The sequence below is a fragment of the Rhodanobacteraceae bacterium genome (assembly GCA_016713135.1).
In the GTDB taxonomy this organism is placed as follows: Bacteria; Pseudomonadota; Gammaproteobacteria; order Xanthomonadales; family SZUA-5; genus JADKFD01.
In genome coordinates this window covers 260,911-277,682 of the sequence record JADJPR010000007.1, presented here as the reverse complement: position 1 = coordinate 277,682, position 16,772 = coordinate 260,911, and the positions used below count along the sequence as shown (strand labels likewise).

General features: G+C 67.6%; 11 protein-coding genes and 3 pseudogenes. 5 read left to right on the top strand and 9 right to left on the bottom strand.

The features are described from left to right. Positions 1–74: 74 nt before the first annotated feature. The 3 genes from IPK27_09555 to IPK27_09545 all read left to right on the top strand — a co-directional run bounded on the left by IPK27_09555 (position 75) and on the right by IPK27_09545 (position 3,111). Complete coding sequence (locus IPK27_09555; GenBank protein ID MBK8067855.1) at positions 75–1,040, top strand: endonuclease/exonuclease/phosphatase family protein; 966 nt, start codon at positions 75–77, stop codon at positions 1,038–1,040. Positions 1,041–1,300: 260 nt separating this feature from the next. Further along, complete coding sequence (locus IPK27_09550; protein ID MBK8067854.1) at positions 1,301–2,611, top strand: SpoIIE family protein phosphatase; 1,311 nt, start codon at positions 1,301–1,303, stop codon at positions 2,609–2,611. Beyond that, on the top strand, positions 2,611–3,111 hold the full coding sequence (locus IPK27_09545) for an STAS domain-containing protein (protein MBK8067853.1): 501 nt from the start codon (positions 2,611–2,613) through the stop codon (positions 3,109–3,111). Before IPK27_09550 ends, IPK27_09545 begins: the two co-directional genes overlap by 1 nt. Here IPK27_09545 and IPK27_09540 read toward each other — a convergent pair whose 3' ends face one another. From IPK27_09540 to IPK27_09515, 6 genes and pseudogenes are all read right to left on the bottom strand, one after another. Continuing rightward, complete coding sequence (locus IPK27_09540; GenBank protein MBK8067852.1) at positions 3,112–3,774, bottom strand: cytochrome b/b6 domain-containing protein; 663 nt, start codon at positions 3,772–3,774, stop codon at positions 3,112–3,114. Continuing rightward, a pseudogene (locus IPK27_09535) lies at positions 3,771–5,172 on the bottom strand (UDP-N-acetylmuramoyl-L-alanine--D-glutamate ligase). Before IPK27_09535 ends, IPK27_09540 begins: the two are co-directional and overlap by 4 nt. 311 nt (positions 5,173–5,483) lie before the next feature. Next, positions 5,484–6,785, bottom strand: coding sequence for a YeeE/YedE family protein (locus tag IPK27_09530; GenBank protein MBK8067851.1), 1,302 nt, complete (start codon positions 6,783–6,785; stop codon positions 5,484–5,486). 289 nt (positions 6,786–7,074) lie between these two features. Continuing rightward, positions 7,075–7,614 (bottom strand): YeeE/YedE family protein, encoded by a 540-nt coding sequence (locus tag IPK27_09525; protein ID MBK8067850.1) that lies wholly within the window; start codon positions 7,612–7,614, stop codon positions 7,075–7,077. 27 nt (positions 7,615–7,641) lie between these two features. Next, on the bottom strand, positions 7,642–10,365 hold the full coding sequence (locus IPK27_09520; protein ID MBK8067849.1) for a cytochrome b/b6 domain-containing protein: 2,724 nt from the start codon (positions 10,363–10,365) through the stop codon (positions 7,642–7,644). After that, positions 10,362–11,813: a tetrathionate reductase family octaheme c-type cytochrome gene (locus IPK27_09515; GenBank protein MBK8067848.1), complete on the bottom strand. Its 1,452-nt coding sequence runs from the start codon at positions 11,811–11,813 to the stop codon at positions 10,362–10,364. The genes IPK27_09520 and IPK27_09515 overlap by 4 nt, the downstream gene beginning before the upstream one ends. 193 nt (positions 11,814–12,006) lie before the next feature. Here IPK27_09515 and IPK27_09510 point away from each other — a divergent pair, with 193 nt between their 5' ends. After that, entirely contained in the window at positions 12,007–12,450 is a 444-nt protein-coding gene (locus IPK27_09510) for a DsrE family protein (protein ID MBK8067847.1), read from the top strand. Between the two features lie 90 nt (positions 12,451–12,540). Here the strand turns inward: IPK27_09510 and IPK27_09505 are convergent. After that, positions 12,541–13,864, bottom strand: a pseudogene (locus IPK27_09505) (outer membrane protein transport protein). A 312-nt stretch (positions 13,865–14,176) separates the two neighbouring features. Beyond that, the gene (locus IPK27_09500; GenBank protein MBK8067846.1) at positions 14,177–14,590 is read right to left on the bottom strand and encodes a YeeE/YedE family protein; all 414 of its coding nucleotides are present in this window, start codon (positions 14,588–14,590) and stop codon (positions 14,177–14,179) included. A 101-nt stretch (positions 14,591–14,691) separates the two neighbouring features. Between IPK27_09500 and IPK27_09495 the strand changes: the two genes are divergently transcribed. Then, complete coding sequence (locus IPK27_09495; GenBank protein MBK8067845.1) at positions 14,692–15,036, top strand: metal-sensitive transcriptional regulator; 345 nt, start codon at positions 14,692–14,694, stop codon at positions 15,034–15,036. A 17-nt stretch (positions 15,037–15,053) separates the two neighbouring features. On the opposite strand, the pseudogene soxB reads toward IPK27_09495, so the two are convergent. Beyond that, positions 15,054–16,770 (bottom strand): annotated as a pseudogene (gene soxB, locus IPK27_09490) (thiosulfohydrolase SoxB). Positions 16,771–16,772: the final 2 nt, after the last annotated feature.

The following is a 16,772-nucleotide window of genomic DNA, read 5'->3' as shown; positions in this document are numbered from 1 at the left end:
CGGCAGGCGGCCGTGGGCTATGCGGCGCGCGAGTTGGATTGCGATGATCGTGCCCCCCGAACCGGGAGGTGCCGATGCTGCATCGATGGTTGCTCCTGCTGTTCATGCTGCTGCCGCCGGCACTGCCGGCGCAGGCGTCATGGCCGCGCGCGGAGGGCACCAGCCTGCGCGCCGTGGTGTGGAATGTCGGCCGCGAGCAGTTGTACACCGAGCTCGCCGGCTATTTCGCGGCACTGCGTGCGATCGATGCCGACCTGGTGATCCTCGATGAGATGAGCGGCACGCGCGACGCGCAGGACGTGATCGCGTTGCTGTCGCAGCTTGATGCGCCCGGCGACTCGCCCTGGCAGGTGGTCTATGGCACCAGCGGCGACAACCAGCGCGCGGTTTTCGCGCTGCGCGGCGAGGTGCACGCGATCCCGTCGTTCGCCCACCTGCCCTACCCGCCGCGCTTCCTGCGCTGGGCGCGCAAGCTGCGCATGAAGCCGGAGCAAAGGGCGCGGATGGACCAGAACCTCGCAGCCGGGATCGGCGCGGCGGCGGCTGAAGTGCGCATCGATGGACGCCGGCTGGTCGTGGTCGGGGTCGACCTGCAGTGTTGCGGCGACAGCGACGACTCCTGGGAGGAGCGCCGACGAATGATCGAAGTACGGGCGATCCGCTCCCTGCTCGCCCGCGAATGGTCCGAGCGCAAGCCCGACGCCGTGATCGTCGCCGGCGATTTCAACGCGGTCCGGGGCCTCAAGCCGGTGCGCGCGATGCAGGGCATCGTGGGCCATCCCACGCGCCGGCTGGCCATCGCCAATGCGGTGCATGCGAACGGCCAGGAACGCTGGACCTGGGACGGCCGCGGCACCCCTTTTCCGTCGCGCCCGATCGACTTCCTGCTGCACAGCCGCAAGCTCAGGCCGCTGCAGGCGCTGGTCTTCGACGCCGAAACCATGAGCCCCGATCAGCGCGCGTCGCTGGACCTCGGCCCGGACCACTTCCGCCGCTTGAGCGAACACCGTCCGGTGGTGGTGGATTTCGCGTGGCGCTGAGGGGCGCGCGGGACCGCTGGGCGCATTGACGTCCAGCGGCGGTGGTCAAACGTGAAACGTAAAACGTCAATGGGCCCAGCCCCCACGGACGGATTGACGTTTCACTTTTCACTTTTCACCGGCCTCAACTGCCCGTCGCGTTCACACGGCTTTCCCCGGCTCTTCAGTGGTATCCCGGACTTGATCTCCCGGCGCGGCGGGCGCAGGGTATGCATCAGGCCGGATCCACGTCGATCCACCGGAGTGTCGAGTAGCTTGCAATGAGCACCGCCGACGACGACAACGACGACAGCCCGCTGCTGCTGCTCGACGATGCGGACGAGGAACAGGCTCTCGTCTGGAAGATCCTGATCGTCGACGACGAGCCCGCGATCCACGAAGTCACCTCGCTGGTGCTCGGCGGCTTGCGCTTCCAGGACCGTCGCCTGGAGTTCCTGCACGCGCACAGCGGCCCCGAGGCGAAACGGGTGCTGGCCGCGCACGACGACATCGCGGTGGTGCTGCTCGATGTGGTCATGGAGAGCGACGACGCGGGCCTGCGGCTGGTGCACTACATCCGCGACGAGTTGCACAACGACCGCGTCCGCATCATCTTGCGCACCGGCCAGGCGGGCCAGGCGCCCGAACGCCAGGTGGTGCTGAACTACGACATCAACGACTACAAGGAAAAGACCGAGCTCACGGCGCAGAAGCTGTCCACCGCAGTGATCGCCGCGCTGCGCGGCTACACCGCGCTGCAGCAACTGGCTGACCTGAACCGCCAGCTCGAAGCCAAGGTGGCGCAGCGCACCGAGGAACTGCGCCGTGCGAATGCACGCTTGCAGCAGTCGCTGGCCTCGCTGGAACTGGGCGAGCGCGCCGGGCGCCGGGTGCAGTTCAAGCTGCTGCCGCCCTCGCCCTGGCGCCACGAGCGCCTGCAGTTCGCGCATGCGCTGATGCCCTCCGAGTTCATGAGCGGGGACTTCGTCGACTACTTCGCGATCGACGCCAACCGGGCGGGCTGCTACATCGCCGACGTTTCCGGCCACGGGGTCGCCTCGGCCTTCGTCACCGTGTGGCTCAAGCGCTTCATGGCGACGGCGCTGGAAGCCCAGCGCCTGGGCCAGCCCTCGGCCATCGGCAATCCGGCGCAACTGCTGGCGCTGCTCAACACCGAGTTGCTGCGCGAGCGCCTGGGCAAGCACATCGCGATCTGGTACGGCGTGTTCGACCTGGCGCGACAGACGCTGGTGTGCGCCAACGCCGGCGCGGTGCCTTATCCCGTGCTGGCGGATGCTTCGGGCACGCACTTCCTCGAAGCCAGGAGCACCCCGGCAGGTCTGTTCGACACCTCGGACTACTACAACCAGAGCGTGCCGCTGGCTGCGCAGTTCCGCCTGCTGTTGTGCTCGGATGGGGTTCTGGAGGTGATGCCGGAGATCGGCAGTGCCGAGCGCTACCGGCGGCTGCGCGAGTTGCTGACGCCGGACTGCGCCGGACTGGATGATCTGCTGGCCCGCCTGGGCATCCACGCCGACGATCCGCACCCGGACGACCTGACCCTGCTGCTGATTGGACGCGACGCGGCCTGATGGGCGAGCGCATCGGCTACGCCGTCGTCGACGGCATCGGCTACCTTAGGCTTGCGGGCGAGTTGCGCCATGACAACATCGGCGCGCTCGACGCGCTGCTGGAGCACTGGTTCGATGGCACGCGGCCTTCGCCGCAGGGCCTGGTGATCGACCTGAACGAGGTCAGCTTCATGGACAGCACGGCGATCGGCCTGCTCGCGGCCTTCGCGCGTGAGGCGCGCATGCACCAGTTGCCGCAGTCAACCCTGTTCGCCACCCACCCGGACATCCTCGACCTGCTGCGCAGCCTGCGCCTGGACGACGTCTATCGCGTGGCCGAGTGTGCAACCGACAGCCGTTGCAGCGCGCTGGCGCTGTCCGAGGTCGATCCCGGCGACAGCGCGGCGCACGCCTCGGCCACGGCGATCCTCAAGGCGCACGAGGCGCTGATCGAACTCAACGAGGCCAACCGCATCGCCTTCCAGCCGGTGGTCGACCTGCTGCGTGCGGACCTGCGCTGATCAGTAGGCTGCCGGCAGCGGCCCGTACACGGCCACGCCTGCCACCGCGCCGGCACACACCAGGAACAGCACCAGGGCCAGCCAGGGCGAGCGCCAGTGCGCATCGGCGCCCGCTTCAACCCGCTTGCGCCCGCTCAGCATCGGCGTCACCAGGTCCACCCGGCGCACCAGCTTGTAGCCGGCGATCGCCAGCAGGTGCACCACGACCAGCGCCAGCAGCAGCTTCTCCCCGAGGTGATGCCAGTCGGTCCAGTCGGCGCTGGCCGCCACCGAGATGCGCTCGGACAGCGGACCGAACCACTCGATCTCGTCGTTGCTGAACAGCCCGCTGACCGCCTGTGCCAGCAGCAGCGCCAGCATCGCCAGCACTGCCAGCGCCCCGAGCGGATTGTGGCCGAGGGTGCTTCCACCGCCCTGCAGGTAGGCCAGGATGGCGCGCGGCCCGCGCACGAAGTCGGCAAAACGCGCGTGCTCGCTGCCGACCAGGCCCCAGAGGATGCGGAACAGCACCAGCGCCAGCGCGCCGTAGCCGAACCAGAAATGCCACTGCATGGTCAGCCAGCCGAACTCGCCGGTGGCGTACAACCCGGCGACGCACAGCACCAGCGCCCAGTGCGTCAGGCGCACCGGCAGGTCCCACACGCGGATGCTGCGGGTACTCATAGGCCCAGACCCTCGATCTGCTGGTCGCGCACCGCGAAGCCGGCGGCGCGGGTGAACGCGCGGCCGCGCTCGGCGTAGTCGCGGAACTGGTCGAAACTGGGTGCGCCCGGCGACAGCAGCACCACCCCGCCGGGCTGCGCCCAGGCGCGCGCGGCAGCTGACCGCGTCATCCAGCGTCTCGACCAGCTTCAGCCGCGGCCGGCGATCCGGCGGCAGCGCGGCGACGGCTTCCTCGACCTGGGCGTGGATGCGCGGCCCGTTCTGGCCCATCGCAATCACCGCCGCCGGCGGCTCGGCGGCCACCTGGCGCGCGAATTCGCCCCAGTCCAGGCCGCGGTCGAAGCCGCCGACCAGCACCGCGGTCGGCCGCGGCGCGAGGCTGCGCAGCGCCGCCATGGTGGCCTCGGGCGTGGTCGCGATGCTGTCGTCGACATACACCGTGCCATCGCGTTCGCCGACGTGCGACAGCCGGTGCGGCAAAGGCTTGAACTCGCGCACCGCGCGCAGCACCGAGCGCGGATCGAGGCCGAAGGCTTCGACCATGGTGAAGGCCGCCGCCACATTGCTCGCATTGTGCGCGCCGGCGAGGTGGGTCTCGGCGAGGTCGATCACGTGCTCCTCGTCGTGCCAGACCTGGGCACCGCGCGCATGCCAGAAGCCGCGATGGTTGAACAGCGTCTTGCGCTCGATGCCCTCGGCATGCGCCATCAGACGCGCATCGGCGGCGTTGAGCACGGCCAAGTCCGCGGTGCCGCCGGTCACCACCTTGAGCTTGTCGCGATAGTAGGTTTCTTCGTCGCCATGCCAATCGAGGTGCTCGGGCGAGAGGTTGAGCACCGTGGCGATCGCCGGGTGGCCGCCGAAATCGGCCGCCTGATAGCTCGAGACCTCGATCACCCAGTATTCCGGCGCCGGATTCGGCTCCATCAGGTCCAGCAGCGGCACCCCGATATTGCCGGCCAGCGCGGTGCGCGCGCCGCTGGCGCGCAGCAGCGCGGCGGTGAGCGCACTGGTGGTGCTCTTGCCCTTGGTACCGGTGATGACGATCGTCTTGTCGTGGCGGTGCTGCGCGAACCACATCGAGGTGCCGGAAATGAAGCGCGTGCCGCGGAAATGCGCCCACTCCATGGCCCGCGTGTGGTGGTAAGGACTGATCCCCGGCGACTTGATCACGATCTGGTAGGGCCCGAAGGTGCCGGCCTGCACTTCCTCGGCCACCACCTCGATCTTCGGGTCGTGGCTGAAATCCCAGGACGCGGCCTCGGACGGCGTCAGGATCACGCCGATCTTCTTGTCCGGGAACAGGTTGCGCAAAAAGCGCAGCGCCGCCTGGCCTTCCTGGCCATATCCCCAGACCGCAACCTTGCGCAGGATGAAGGCTTCCAGGCTGATGTGCATGCGATGGCCGGCAGTGATGTCGACCGCCGATGATGCGGGCGGGCGCGTGAAGTTGCACTGGATGGTGGTTACGAGGGCACGAGGGCACGAGGGCACGAGGGCACGAGGGCACGAGGGCACGAAAAGGCTCGCGATCTCATGGTCCGTGGCAAGTAACTAACTGTGCGGCTTTTCCAATCACTCTCGCAGTGCAACGAGGCTGACTCTGGGATGAGGTCTTGGCGTGCTCTCGTGCCCTCGTGCCCTCGTGCGATCCAGCATCAACCCCATCAATCGAGGAGATCGCCGTGCACTCGACGAAGCCGCGCCCTTCAGCCGCAGCCGCCGCCCGACTTGTCGCGCTTGAGTTGCAGCACGATGCGCGCCGGGTATTCGAGCTTCTCGTGCTCGATCGGGCTCGGCGAGCAGGAGGCGTAGCGATTGCCGAGCGCGGCCGGGAAGGCATAGCGCAACTGGTCGTCGCCGGTGGTGGCGAGCGGCAGCAGCGTCGGATCGTCCTTGCCGAAATAGGCGATCCACCCGTTGATGCCACCGTCGAGGATGTAGACGTTCTGCACGCCCGAGGCGACCAGGGTCTTCCAGGCCTGGACCGCTGCGGTCTCGTCGTTGCTCATGGCGATGAACACGGTGTTGGCCGGCGGCTCCGCGAGCAGATCGGGGATCGCCTCGACCAGGCGCGCCAGCGGCAGATGGACGGCGTCGGCGATGTGGTAGAGGTTGAAGTCAGACTCCTGGCGCACATCGAGGTAGACCGGATTCATCGCCTGGTTGTAGCGCGCCTTGAAGGCCTCGGCGGGGGTCACGAACGCGAGGCGCTTTTCGAGCATCTGGTCGGCGCTGTAGGTGTGCGTGACCGTGACTGGCGCGGCATCCCCCTGTGCGACGGTCTCGGTGCGCTTGAAGCTGAGTTTCTGGTAGCGGTCTTCGAGCGAAGGACTGCCGATCGCCAGCACCGCGACGGCGCCCAGCAACAGGACACCGGCGCCTAGCTTGCGCAGGCGCGGCTCGCGGCTGAAGTCCTTGCGGCCGATAAGGCGCTCCAGTTGCTCGGCGCCCCAGAACATGAACAGCGCCATGCACACCACGCCGAGCACGACGACGCCAGCCGGCACACCGAACACCTGGTCCAGGGTCAGGCGGCCGTAGTAGCCGGCGTGGGTGTACCAGTCATCGAACTGGATCTGGGTCTCGCCGAACAGGAAGGCGCCCACGAAGCCGCCGAGCATGAAGAACATGCCATCGATCTTGCCGGTGGAGGCCGACGCCAGCGAAGTCGTCGGACAGAAGCCGCCGATGATGAAGCCGACGCCCATGATCAGGCCGCCGACCACGCCGGACGCGAGGTAGGTCGGGTTGACCCAGACCTGGCCAAAGTCCAGCACCCCCAGGCCCACCGCGCCGAAGGTCAGCACCAACGCCACCGCGATGGCGGTGAACATCACCTTGAGCACAGTCAGTTCGCGGAAATAGAACTGGCCGGCGAGCTTGGTCGAGTCTCCAAACCCGGCCGACTCCAGGGTGTATCCGAAGGCGAACCCGATCCCGCCGAACAGCAGGTAGGACCATGGATTGGCGGCACTGACCGCGGTGAAGGCTTCTAGCGGGAAGTTCATGAGCAATTCCTCTCAATGGGCTGTCGTTGCCATGGCCGGAAGCGATCGGCCATCACCCTCGGGCGCCCACCGCACTGACAAGCAGATCTTGTCCGCAAAGGACGCAAAGAACGCAAAGGAAAGCGATGCACGGACGATTCGGCGCCCAGACGGACGAACTGGAGGCAGGGACGCTTTGTTCCTGGCTCCCTTTGCGTCCTTTGCGTCCTTTGCGGACCAAAAAGCAATCGGCGAGATCGCGCGGAACCTGCTGCGCAGGCAAGCAAGGAAAGCGGGGCGCTGGGTACTTTCACAGCCACAACTTCCGCACGAAGTACGCCAGCGCATAGGCGCTGCCGAAGATCGCGAACATGATCACCCATGACCCGGCGGCCAGCGTGGCGCCACCGGACAGGGCCTGCCCGGAGGTGCAGCCGCGGGCGAGGCGCGCGCCGTAGAGGAAGATCACGCCGCCGGCGAAGGACATCAGCCAGCGCGTGCCGTTGCTGATGTTCGGGCCCTTGGTGGTGCGGAAACCGAGGCGCCCGTTGGCCGCGCCGGACGAGAAGCCGCCGAGCAGCGCGCCGAAGAACAACGGCACGATCCAGTCGTCGAGCGGGTTCTTGTCGCCACCAGCCATTTTCAGCAGGTAGGGCGTGTTGTCGACATGCGCCGGCGCGACGATGTCCACCAGCGCGGCGTCGATGCGGCTGGTCGCCCCGGAAGAGCCGAGGCCATTGCCGGTCAACAGGAAGGCCAGGAACAGCACCACGCCAAGGACGGTCCCTGCGAAATACGGGTGCAGGTACGGCTTTTCCGGGCGCTGGAAGATGGATCTGATGGCTTGCAGGAGCATGGACTCATCCCTCCGTAGTCGTCAGGCCTTGCGGTCCGGCGAATCGACTCTGGCTGCAGCGACGGGCGTATGCGCGTCGTGCGTCTCGACTTCCTCGTAGCCGGTGACCATGCCGCGGATCGCTTCCAGCGGCGTGGGACCGGTGGTGGTCAGGTAGACATGGCCGATGATGAAACTGGCGAACAGCCAGGCCACCAGCGCATGGACGCCGGCGAGGAACGGCAGGCCGCCGAGCGCCGCAGCGATTTCCGGCCAGCGCTGCGCACCCCAGATCAAGACGCCGCTCGCGATCTGCGCCGGCAGCAGCACGTTCAGGATGCCGAAGTAGGTCAGCTTCTGAATCGGGTTCATGCGGCTGTCCGGGCGCTTCTCGAAGGGATGCGGCTCGCCCTTGAAGATTCCCGAGATGTAGTACTTGGCCTGCAGGATCGAGTCGTCGAAGAAGCCGTAGAAGCGCGGCAGGTACTCGCGCATGCGTTCGGTGGCGACATGGTAGAAGAAGGACAGCGCCGCATTGACCACCAGGATCACGGCCAGGATGTTGTGCAGGGTCACCACGCCGCGGAAGGAGAACGCCGCGAACAGGTCCGGCCGGTGGATGATCAGTCCGGTCAGCAGCAGGGCGATGATCGAGGCCGCCTGCAGCCAGTGCCAGAAGCGGCGGTAGGCGTCGTACATGCGCACACGCCGGGTGGGCGCATTGCCGTGCGGACGCCGGCGCGAGGCGATGAAGCGCAGCGATCCGTGCCCGGCGACGCCGAACAGTGTGCCGGCCAGCGCGAACAGCCCGAGCTGGTCGATCCAGCCGACGCGACTGGAACCGAACACGTACATGCGGTCGTTGGTCGGCAGCGGCTGGTAGTCCAGCGCGCCATCGGCGGCGACGACCATCTGCCCGCTGCCGAGCACATTGTTGTCGGCGGCGAACACCGGCGTCACCGGCGCATGGTCGGCTAGGCGCAGCGCCTGGGTGATGCGCGAGGACTCGCTGTGGCAGGCGCGACAGTCGCTCAGCGCGTGCTCGCCGCGGGTCACGCCATGGTTGATGCTGTAGGGCTGCACCCGGCCCTCGATGCGCACCTCGGCCAGCCCGAGCGCGCCGAGGCGCTTGCGGACGACCTCTTCCTTTGCCTTCGTGTCGATCGAGAGTTCGCTGCGTTGGACGCGACCATCGGCGTTGGCGTCGAAGGCGGCGACGATCTCGGCGGCATGCCTGCCATCCTCGAAATAGGCAGCCTTGAGATCGGCCAGCCGCACCGGGCGCCGGTTGCCCGCGGCATCGCGGTAGACCCAATAGAAGGACGTGATCAGGTTATACGGCGCGAGGAGCAGCGCGCCATCGCTGTTGCGGCGGTTCAGCAGCACGGGTTCGAATCCGCTCACCAGCGAGCGGATGTCGCCGCGCGGTCCGTCGATGCCGCGACAGGTGTCGACCGGCAGGCCGCCGGCGTCGAGCACGCTCCAGTCGTAGCTCTGGATCGCCGGGGCGTGCATCTTCGGGATGTGGCAGCTCTCGCAGGCCACTGCGGCCATGTGCTGGTCGCTGTACGGCAACCAGTCGGCGTGGCTGATTTGCGCGTCATGGCAGTTCTCGCAACGGCGCATGCTGCCCTTGTACTCGGGCGCCAACTGATGTTGCGCGCTCTGGCCGCGGGCGAAGTTGTGGTCCGGGCGCTTGAGGTATTCGTTGATCTCGAGCGAGCGCGGGTCGTAGCGCAGGTGCGCCAGTTTCTTGTCCCTGGCCTCGCCGGCGTGCGCCGGGTTGTTCAGCGCGTAATGGCAGTCGGTGCACTGAAGCTGGCGCTCGGCGTGGATATCCCAGGACTGGGTCAGGTCGGCCTTGTTCGCGAGGTTCATGCCGGACTCGTTGACTCGCTGGCTGGCCACCACCTGGCCGGTGGTGGCGGTCTGCGGATAGTCGAGATCGCAGGCGCTGACCATCAGCGGCTCGTCGGTGGCCGGATGCACTTCGCCGTGGCAGGCCGCGCAGTTCGCATTGGTCGGGTCCTGGATGCCGACCACGCTGCTCTTCAGCTCGCCAGTGTCGGCAAAGGCCGCGCGATTCCAGGCCCACCCGCTGTCCGTACGCTCGACGATGCCGAGGCCCGTCAACGTCGCGGTGTTGGCATTGGCGAACTCCCCGGCACGGATCGCCGCGGCGCGCGCCGGCGCATTCGGCGATTCCAGGTGGCACAGGAAGCAATTCATCTCCAGGGTGCCGGAGGCTTGCCAGTCCCAGGCCGCCGGCGTGCCGTCCGCCGCCAGTGCCATGGTTTCCGGGTTGCCGGCCTCGGCTGCGAGTTCCGCCAGCGGCACGCCCGTTCGCGCGGTCACTGCCGGCCCGCCGCCGACCACGCGGGCTCCGACCAGTTTCAGCCAGTCCGCGGTACCGAGGTCGAAGCGCTCGTCGCCTGCCTGGGACAGGAAGCGGTAGCTCAGCGGGTCCCAGCGGCCGAACAGACCCGGGCTGGCGTCCCAGCCGTCCTTGCCAGGCTTGTAGTCGGACAATCCGAGGTCGGCATGAAAAGCGTGCGACGCGATGAAGCCGGTGTCGTGGCATTGGCCGCAGGTCCGCATCGTCGATACCGGCGCGCCGCTGTCGAGCACGTTCGCGCCGCTCGCATCGCGCAACACGAAATCAGGATGCAGCGGCGTGGCGCCATCGACCGGCGCCGCTGCCGGCGCGCCGGCAGCGAGCATGCACAGAGTCAGCGCCAGCAGCTTGAGCGAGGCCATGCGTTTCATCGCAGCTTCCTCCCGCCCCATTCGATCGGGTCGCCCGCATAGCCGAGCGCCTTCCAGTCCATGCGCCCGGGCTTGCCGGCCGCCGAGTGGCAGGCATCGCACTGCAGCGCGCGCGCAGCCGGCGCCACCATGTGCGTGCTCGCCCAGTACATGTGGGTCTCGGTGAAATCGTACTGGCCGCTGAAGGCCAGTCCGGTGATCGGCACCGCCATCTCGAACGAACGATTCCAGTCGAAGGTGGTCCAGAAGCCGCCTTCGCCCGAGGTCACCGGCTGCAACAAATGCCGGTGGACGGTGTCGTAGGGCTGGCGCGCGATGTGCACCTTGAACGGGAAGATCTTCGCCTTGGGATCCTGGATGTCGCCGGCCGGCTTGTTGATGTAGGTCGGCCCTTCGCTGGCGATCTTGTCGCCCAGCAAATAGCGATACTCGTTGTTGCCGTTGAACCAGGCGTAGGTGGGTGCGAAGTTCGCCTCGTAGGTGAACTCGCCCTTGATCTTCAGGTACTCGTAGTGGTCGTCCTCGCGACCGGCCTGGCCGGCCTTGGACCAGTCCCAGGTCAGCTTGGTTGGCTCCTCGCGGGCGATCGCCGGGATGTGGCAGGTCTGGCAGGCCACCGCCGCGAGGTGCGTCGCAATCCGCTGGTCGCTGTGGATCTTGCCCGTATGGCACTGCTCGCAAGAGACCTGCTCGGCCGGGTCGATGCGGTAGTTGTCGGCGAACAGGCGTCCCAGGATCTGGTGTTTGCGGGCGACGTGGCAGTCGCTGCACTGAAGGTTGTGCTTGCCGCCCATGTGCACGTCGAGCGCCTGGCGTGGGAAGTACAGGCTCTCGTCCAGGTCGCCGTGCTTGACGCCGTTGCCGCCGCCGCCATCGAAGTGGCACTTGCCGCAGTTCTCGCGGGTGGTGGCGCGCACGCTCCTGGCCGCCGCCAGCAGGTCGACCCCTTCCGCCGGATTGCCGTAGATACCCTTGCCGTACAGCCCGGGATCCGCGTGGCAGGCCAGGCAGTCCACGTTCTCCGGCTTGGCCTGCTGCGCTGCCCGCCCCTGCTCCCAGGCATAGCCGGCGTGGCAGGACATGCACTTGTTCTCGTTGCCCTGCGAACCGATGCAGAAGTTGTTGATCTGGTTGATCTTGCCGATGGTCACCGTGCCTTCGCGCCAGGGCACGTCGAAAGGCTTGGATTCCCAGGTCCAGTGGGTGGTCTGCATCAACTCAAAGGCCGCGTCCTTGTGGCATTCGAGGCAGGCGCGGGTGACGTCCTGACCGCTCTTGAATTCACCCTTGACGATGTCGGCGTGATCGACATGGACCGCCCGCTTCGGCAGCCCGGCGGATGGGTCGCTGTGCGCCTCGCGCTTCGGCTGCAGGTAGACGAACGGGACCACGATCAGCAAGGCAATGCCGATCAATCCGAGCACCCACGGCGGAAATCGAGGCTTCATCACGATGCTCCATTGCCGCGCGGCCACCGCGGCAAGCGCTACGATCCTCCATCCCGCGGCCCGGGCAGTTGATGTTGGTCAAACCCCCTGGGGTATTTTGACGCTCTCTGCATCCGCTTTCGTTGCCGCAACGCGCGGACCGGCCGGCGTAGTACAGTGGCATCCATACCCACGCCGGAGCGGAGACCTCGAGATGCCGATCACCCGAAGAATGGCGCTGCACGGCGCGCTGGCCTGCATCTGCCTGGCGGCGTTTCCGGCTGGCGCCGGACCCTCTGCTGCGGCGCGTGCCACGGTCATCTATCACATCGACGACCGCGAACGCGCAATCCCGATGATCCGCAGCATCGGCAACCATCGGCGCGCCGATGGCGACATCCGCATCATCGTGGTGGCGCTGGCTGGCGGGGTCGATTTCCTCGTCGATGGCGCGGCGGACGCGCGCGGCAACCGCTACGACGCACTGGTCGATCCGCTGATGCTGGAAGGGGTCGAGTTCCGCGTCTGCGGCAACACGCTGCAAGGCCGCGGCATCGATGCCGCGACCCTGCTGCCGGATGTGCAGGTGGTGCCGTCCGGGGTGGCCGAAATTGCACGGCTGCAGATCGAGGAAGGCGCGGCGTACATCAAGCCCTGAAACGGGGCACGGGGCACGGGGCACGAGGCACGGGAAACGTACCCCAACCGAGGGCAATCCCGATCCCCATGCGATGCGCGGCCTTACTGCCCGGAAGCGATAGCTGAACTCCAGATCGATCTGATCCATGCTGATTTCGATGGTCTGCGCCGGGTCCAGCGGGTTGATGCCGCGGACGCTTTCCGACGGGGCATACATCGCTGCCACAGTCCAGGCGTTGCCGCCCGCTGGTCTCGCGCGTGTAGCCCAGCGTGAAATGCTGTTCCACCACGCCCGGCGCGAGGATGTTGAACAGCACCTCGCTGGAATCGACCGGCTGGTCGCCGAAGCTGTAACCGAAGTGCCAGGTGCTCGTGGCATCGGCCTTCCACGCCGCGCCGAACTTGTAGACGGTCATGTCGTTCCAGCCGAAACCAGCGCCGTTGCCGGCACCCAGCGGCGCCTGCATCAGGTTGGGGAACATCGGGTTGGCGATCGAATCCACGCCGCCGTAGCCGATCCACTGCACGTCGAAGGCCAGCGTCAGCGTGTCGCTGGCGTCCAGCGCGATACCCACCGTGGCGGAAGCCGGGATGTCGAAATCGCCCTGGCCGGCGAACAGCCCGGCGTAATCGTCGAATTCGCCCATCGACATCTTGGTCTGGTACGACGCACCAAAGCGAGCGCGCTCGCCCAGCGGCGCCTGCACCCCGAGCTTAAGGCCGAAGCCGTAGGAGTTGTCGTGGCCGTTGTTGCTCAGCCGGGTTGGATCCGAGGAGAACGGCGCGAAGTTGCCGAGTCCACGGGCCTCGAACAGTTGCATCGCAAAGATCGCGGAAACGCCGATGCTGGCGCCGTTGTCGAAGCGCCTGGCCCAGGTCGGGGCGACAAATAGCTGCATCAGGTCGACCCCAGCGGTGCCGTCGCCGAAGGTCCCCGGCAGGGTGACACGCGTACCTGGCGGCACGCTGCCCATCGGCGCGCCGAAGGTCGCCGAGCCGCCGACATAGCGCGTGTTCATGCCGCCGTTGCCATAGACCGCCACGCCGATGGTGCTGTCATCGCCGAGCTTGCGCGCGATGCCGAAGTGCGGGATGACGAAGAAGTCCTTGTCGCTGCGGCGCGAATCCGGCCCCACGCCGAAGGTACACTGCTGCGGCGACAGGCAAGCGCCGGTCGCGGCGCCGGTGACCTCGTAGCCGCGATCGGGCGAGAACCAACTGGCGCCGACATCGATCTGTTCGTCAACCCCGGCCAGACCTGCGGGATTGGTTGCCGGCGCCAGCGTGTCCAGCGACTGCGCCACACCGGTGCCGGCCATCGCCTTGCTGCGGGTGCCATAGCCGTGCGCAAAGTAGCCGTTGGTGGCGGCCGCGGGGAAAGCCAGCGTGAGCGCGATGGCTCCCGCGAGCAGGCGCCGAGCCGAGACCGGCAATCGCCGGGCCAGGACACCAGCCACCGATGCCCCAACCGATGCCGAACAGGCCAGCGCCGAGCAGCAGGTCGCGGTCGATGCGGGTGCGTTCGGGAAGGAAGAACTGCTGGTCCAGCATGGGCCGCGGATGCCGGCGCAGCCACTGGAAAGCCGGCAGGGCCACGCCGAGCGCGCCGGCCATCACCAGCAGCAGTGCCGGATCCCAGTCGCCCAGCACGTCGAGGAATCCCAGCACGCGGGCAGGATCGGTCATGCCCGACAGTGCCAGGCCGCCGCCGAACAGGGTTCCGCAAACCAGCGCAACCAGCGGCTTCACGGCCACCACCCCGAATGGCGCACCAGCGCGGTGGTCAGCATGCCGGCGAAGATGAACACCAGCGTGGCGACGATCGAGCGGGGCGATAGCCTTGCAGTTCCGCAGATGCCGTGTCCGGAGGTGCAACCGCAGCCCATGCGCGTGCCGTAGCCAACCAGCAGCCCGGCGAGGGCGGCGCCCGCCCAGCCCACTTGCGACTGCACCGAGGTGTGCTCCGGGTGCAGTGCGCGGACGATCAGGTAGCCCAGGACGATGCCGCCGATGAACGCGCCGCGCCACCAGGCCTGGCCTGGCGTGCGGTCTAGGAAGAGATCACCGAAGATGCCGCTGACGCCGGCGATGCGCCCATTGAGCGCGAAGAAGAGCACGGCCGCGAGGCCGATCAGCACGCCACCGAGCAAGGCCGGCATCAGCGTGCTCACTCGCGCCACCCGCGGCGGGTTTGCCGTGGATCAAGGACACTGCTGGGTGTATGTTGGACCATGCAACCCCGGACTCCGGTGACATTCCCATGCCTCGCACAACCTCCAGCAGCAATAGCGCGAAGCGCCCAGCCTCCCGCTGCGCCGTCGCCGGCGACGCCGCCGCCGAACGCCGCCAGGAGCACCAGCGTGGCGTGGTGTTGCGGCTCAAGCGCGCCGAAGGCCAGATCCGCGGCGTGCTGCGGATGATCTCCGAGGGCGAGCCCTGCGACGACATTGCGCAGCAGCTCGCCGCCGCGCGCAACGCGCTGGACCGCGCCTTCTTCGAAATGATGGCGTGTACCCTGGAGTCGGAAATCGTCGGTGTGCCGGAGAGCGCGCAGCGCCAGGAGCGCGTCACCGAGGTGCTGCGCATCCTCAGCAAGTACGCCTGAGGCGACGCGATCGCGGTTCACGCGGCGATCCCGTCGTTGGCGCTGACGCCGATCAACCGCGGCTGCTGCACCGGGCGCGCCGATATTCGTTTCTGGTCGCGCAGCCAACTCGCCACCACATCCCAGATCGGCTCTCCCTGCGCGCCTGCGGCTACCGGCGCCCAGCCGGCCACCTTGTAGGTCTTCTCCGCGTCGATCGGCTTGCCAGCCAGTGTCATGTCGCGGATCCGATCGCCGGCGGGCGCGGCCGGATCGATGGCGTAGTCCATGCCGCCGACGCGCACCATGTCGCCGCCCTGCTGGTAGTAGGGATCGGCGTTGAACAGGTTGTCGGCGACGTCTTCGAGGATGGTCTTGACCATCGACCCCTTCATCTCCGTCAGCGTGCTGTGCGGATAGGTGATCGCGGTCTGGTCCATCAGCTGTTCCATGCGGATGGTGTCGCCCGGCAGCAGGCTGGTGCCCCAGCGGAAGCCCGGCGAGAACGCGATCTCGGCGTCCTTGACCGCCAGCAGCGCATCCAGGATCAGCTGGTCGAAGCTGCCGTTGAAGTTGCCGCGGCGATACAGCAGCTCGTCGGTGACGGCGAGCGGTTCGTCGAGTTGCGCCAGATAGGGCTTGCGCACGCGCTCGATCAGCGCGGCCATCTCAGCGTCCGGCGCCAGCGCATCGGCGAACACCGGCAGCAAACGATACTGGTGGCCGACCACCTTGCCACCGCGCACGTCGAAATCCAGCACGCCGAGGAATTTCCCATTGCTGCCGGCGTTGGTGACCAGCGTGCTGCCGCCGGCGTTCGCCACGGTGACCGGCGTCGGCACGCCGTCGTGGGTGTGGCCGCCGAGGATCGCGTCGAGCCCGCGCACGCGCGAGGCGAGCTTGAGGTCCACGTCCATGCCGTTGTGCGACAGCAGCACCACCACCTGGGCGCCCTCGCTGCGCGCCTGGTCGATCATCGACTGCAGGTGTTCCTCCTGGATGCCGAAGCTCCAGTCGGGGATGAAATGCGCCGGGTTGGCGATCGGCGTGTAGGGGAAGGCCTGGCCGATGATCGCCACCGGCACGCCGTTCTGCTCGCGCAGCGCGTAGGGCTTGAACACGCGGTCGCCGAAGTCGCGCGTCTCGACATTGTGGGCGACGAAATCGACCTTGCCGGCGAAGTCCTGCGCGACGATCTGCTGCACGCGCTCGGCGCCGTAGGTGAACTCCCAGTGCCCGGTCATCACATCGACCCCGAGCAGCTTGCAGGCATCCACCATGTCCTGGCCGCGGGTCCAGAGCGCGGTGGCGGAACCCTGCCAGGTATCGCCGCCGTCGAGCAGCAGTGCGCCAGGGCGCGCGGCGCGCAACTGCTTCACGAGCGTTGCCAGATGGGCAAAACCGCCGACGCGGCCATATCGGCGCGCGGCCTCGACGAAATCCAGCGAGGTGAAGGCATGCGCCGCGGCGCTGCCCGCCTGCAACCCGTAATGCCGCTGGAAGGCCTGGCCAACGAGGTGCGGCGGGCGGTTCAGCGCAACGCCCGATGCCGAGGTTCACCGAGGGCTCGCGGAAATGCACCGGCAGCAACTGCGCATGGCAATCGGTGAAATGCAGCAGATGCACGTTGCCGCTCGGCGGCGCGTCGTACAGACCGGCGAAGGGTTCGCCGGCCGGGCGGCGGGTGGCGCAGCCGGGCAGCGTCGAGGCGACTGCGGCCGCGGCCAGCACGCGCAGGAACTCGCGCCGGTGCAGGC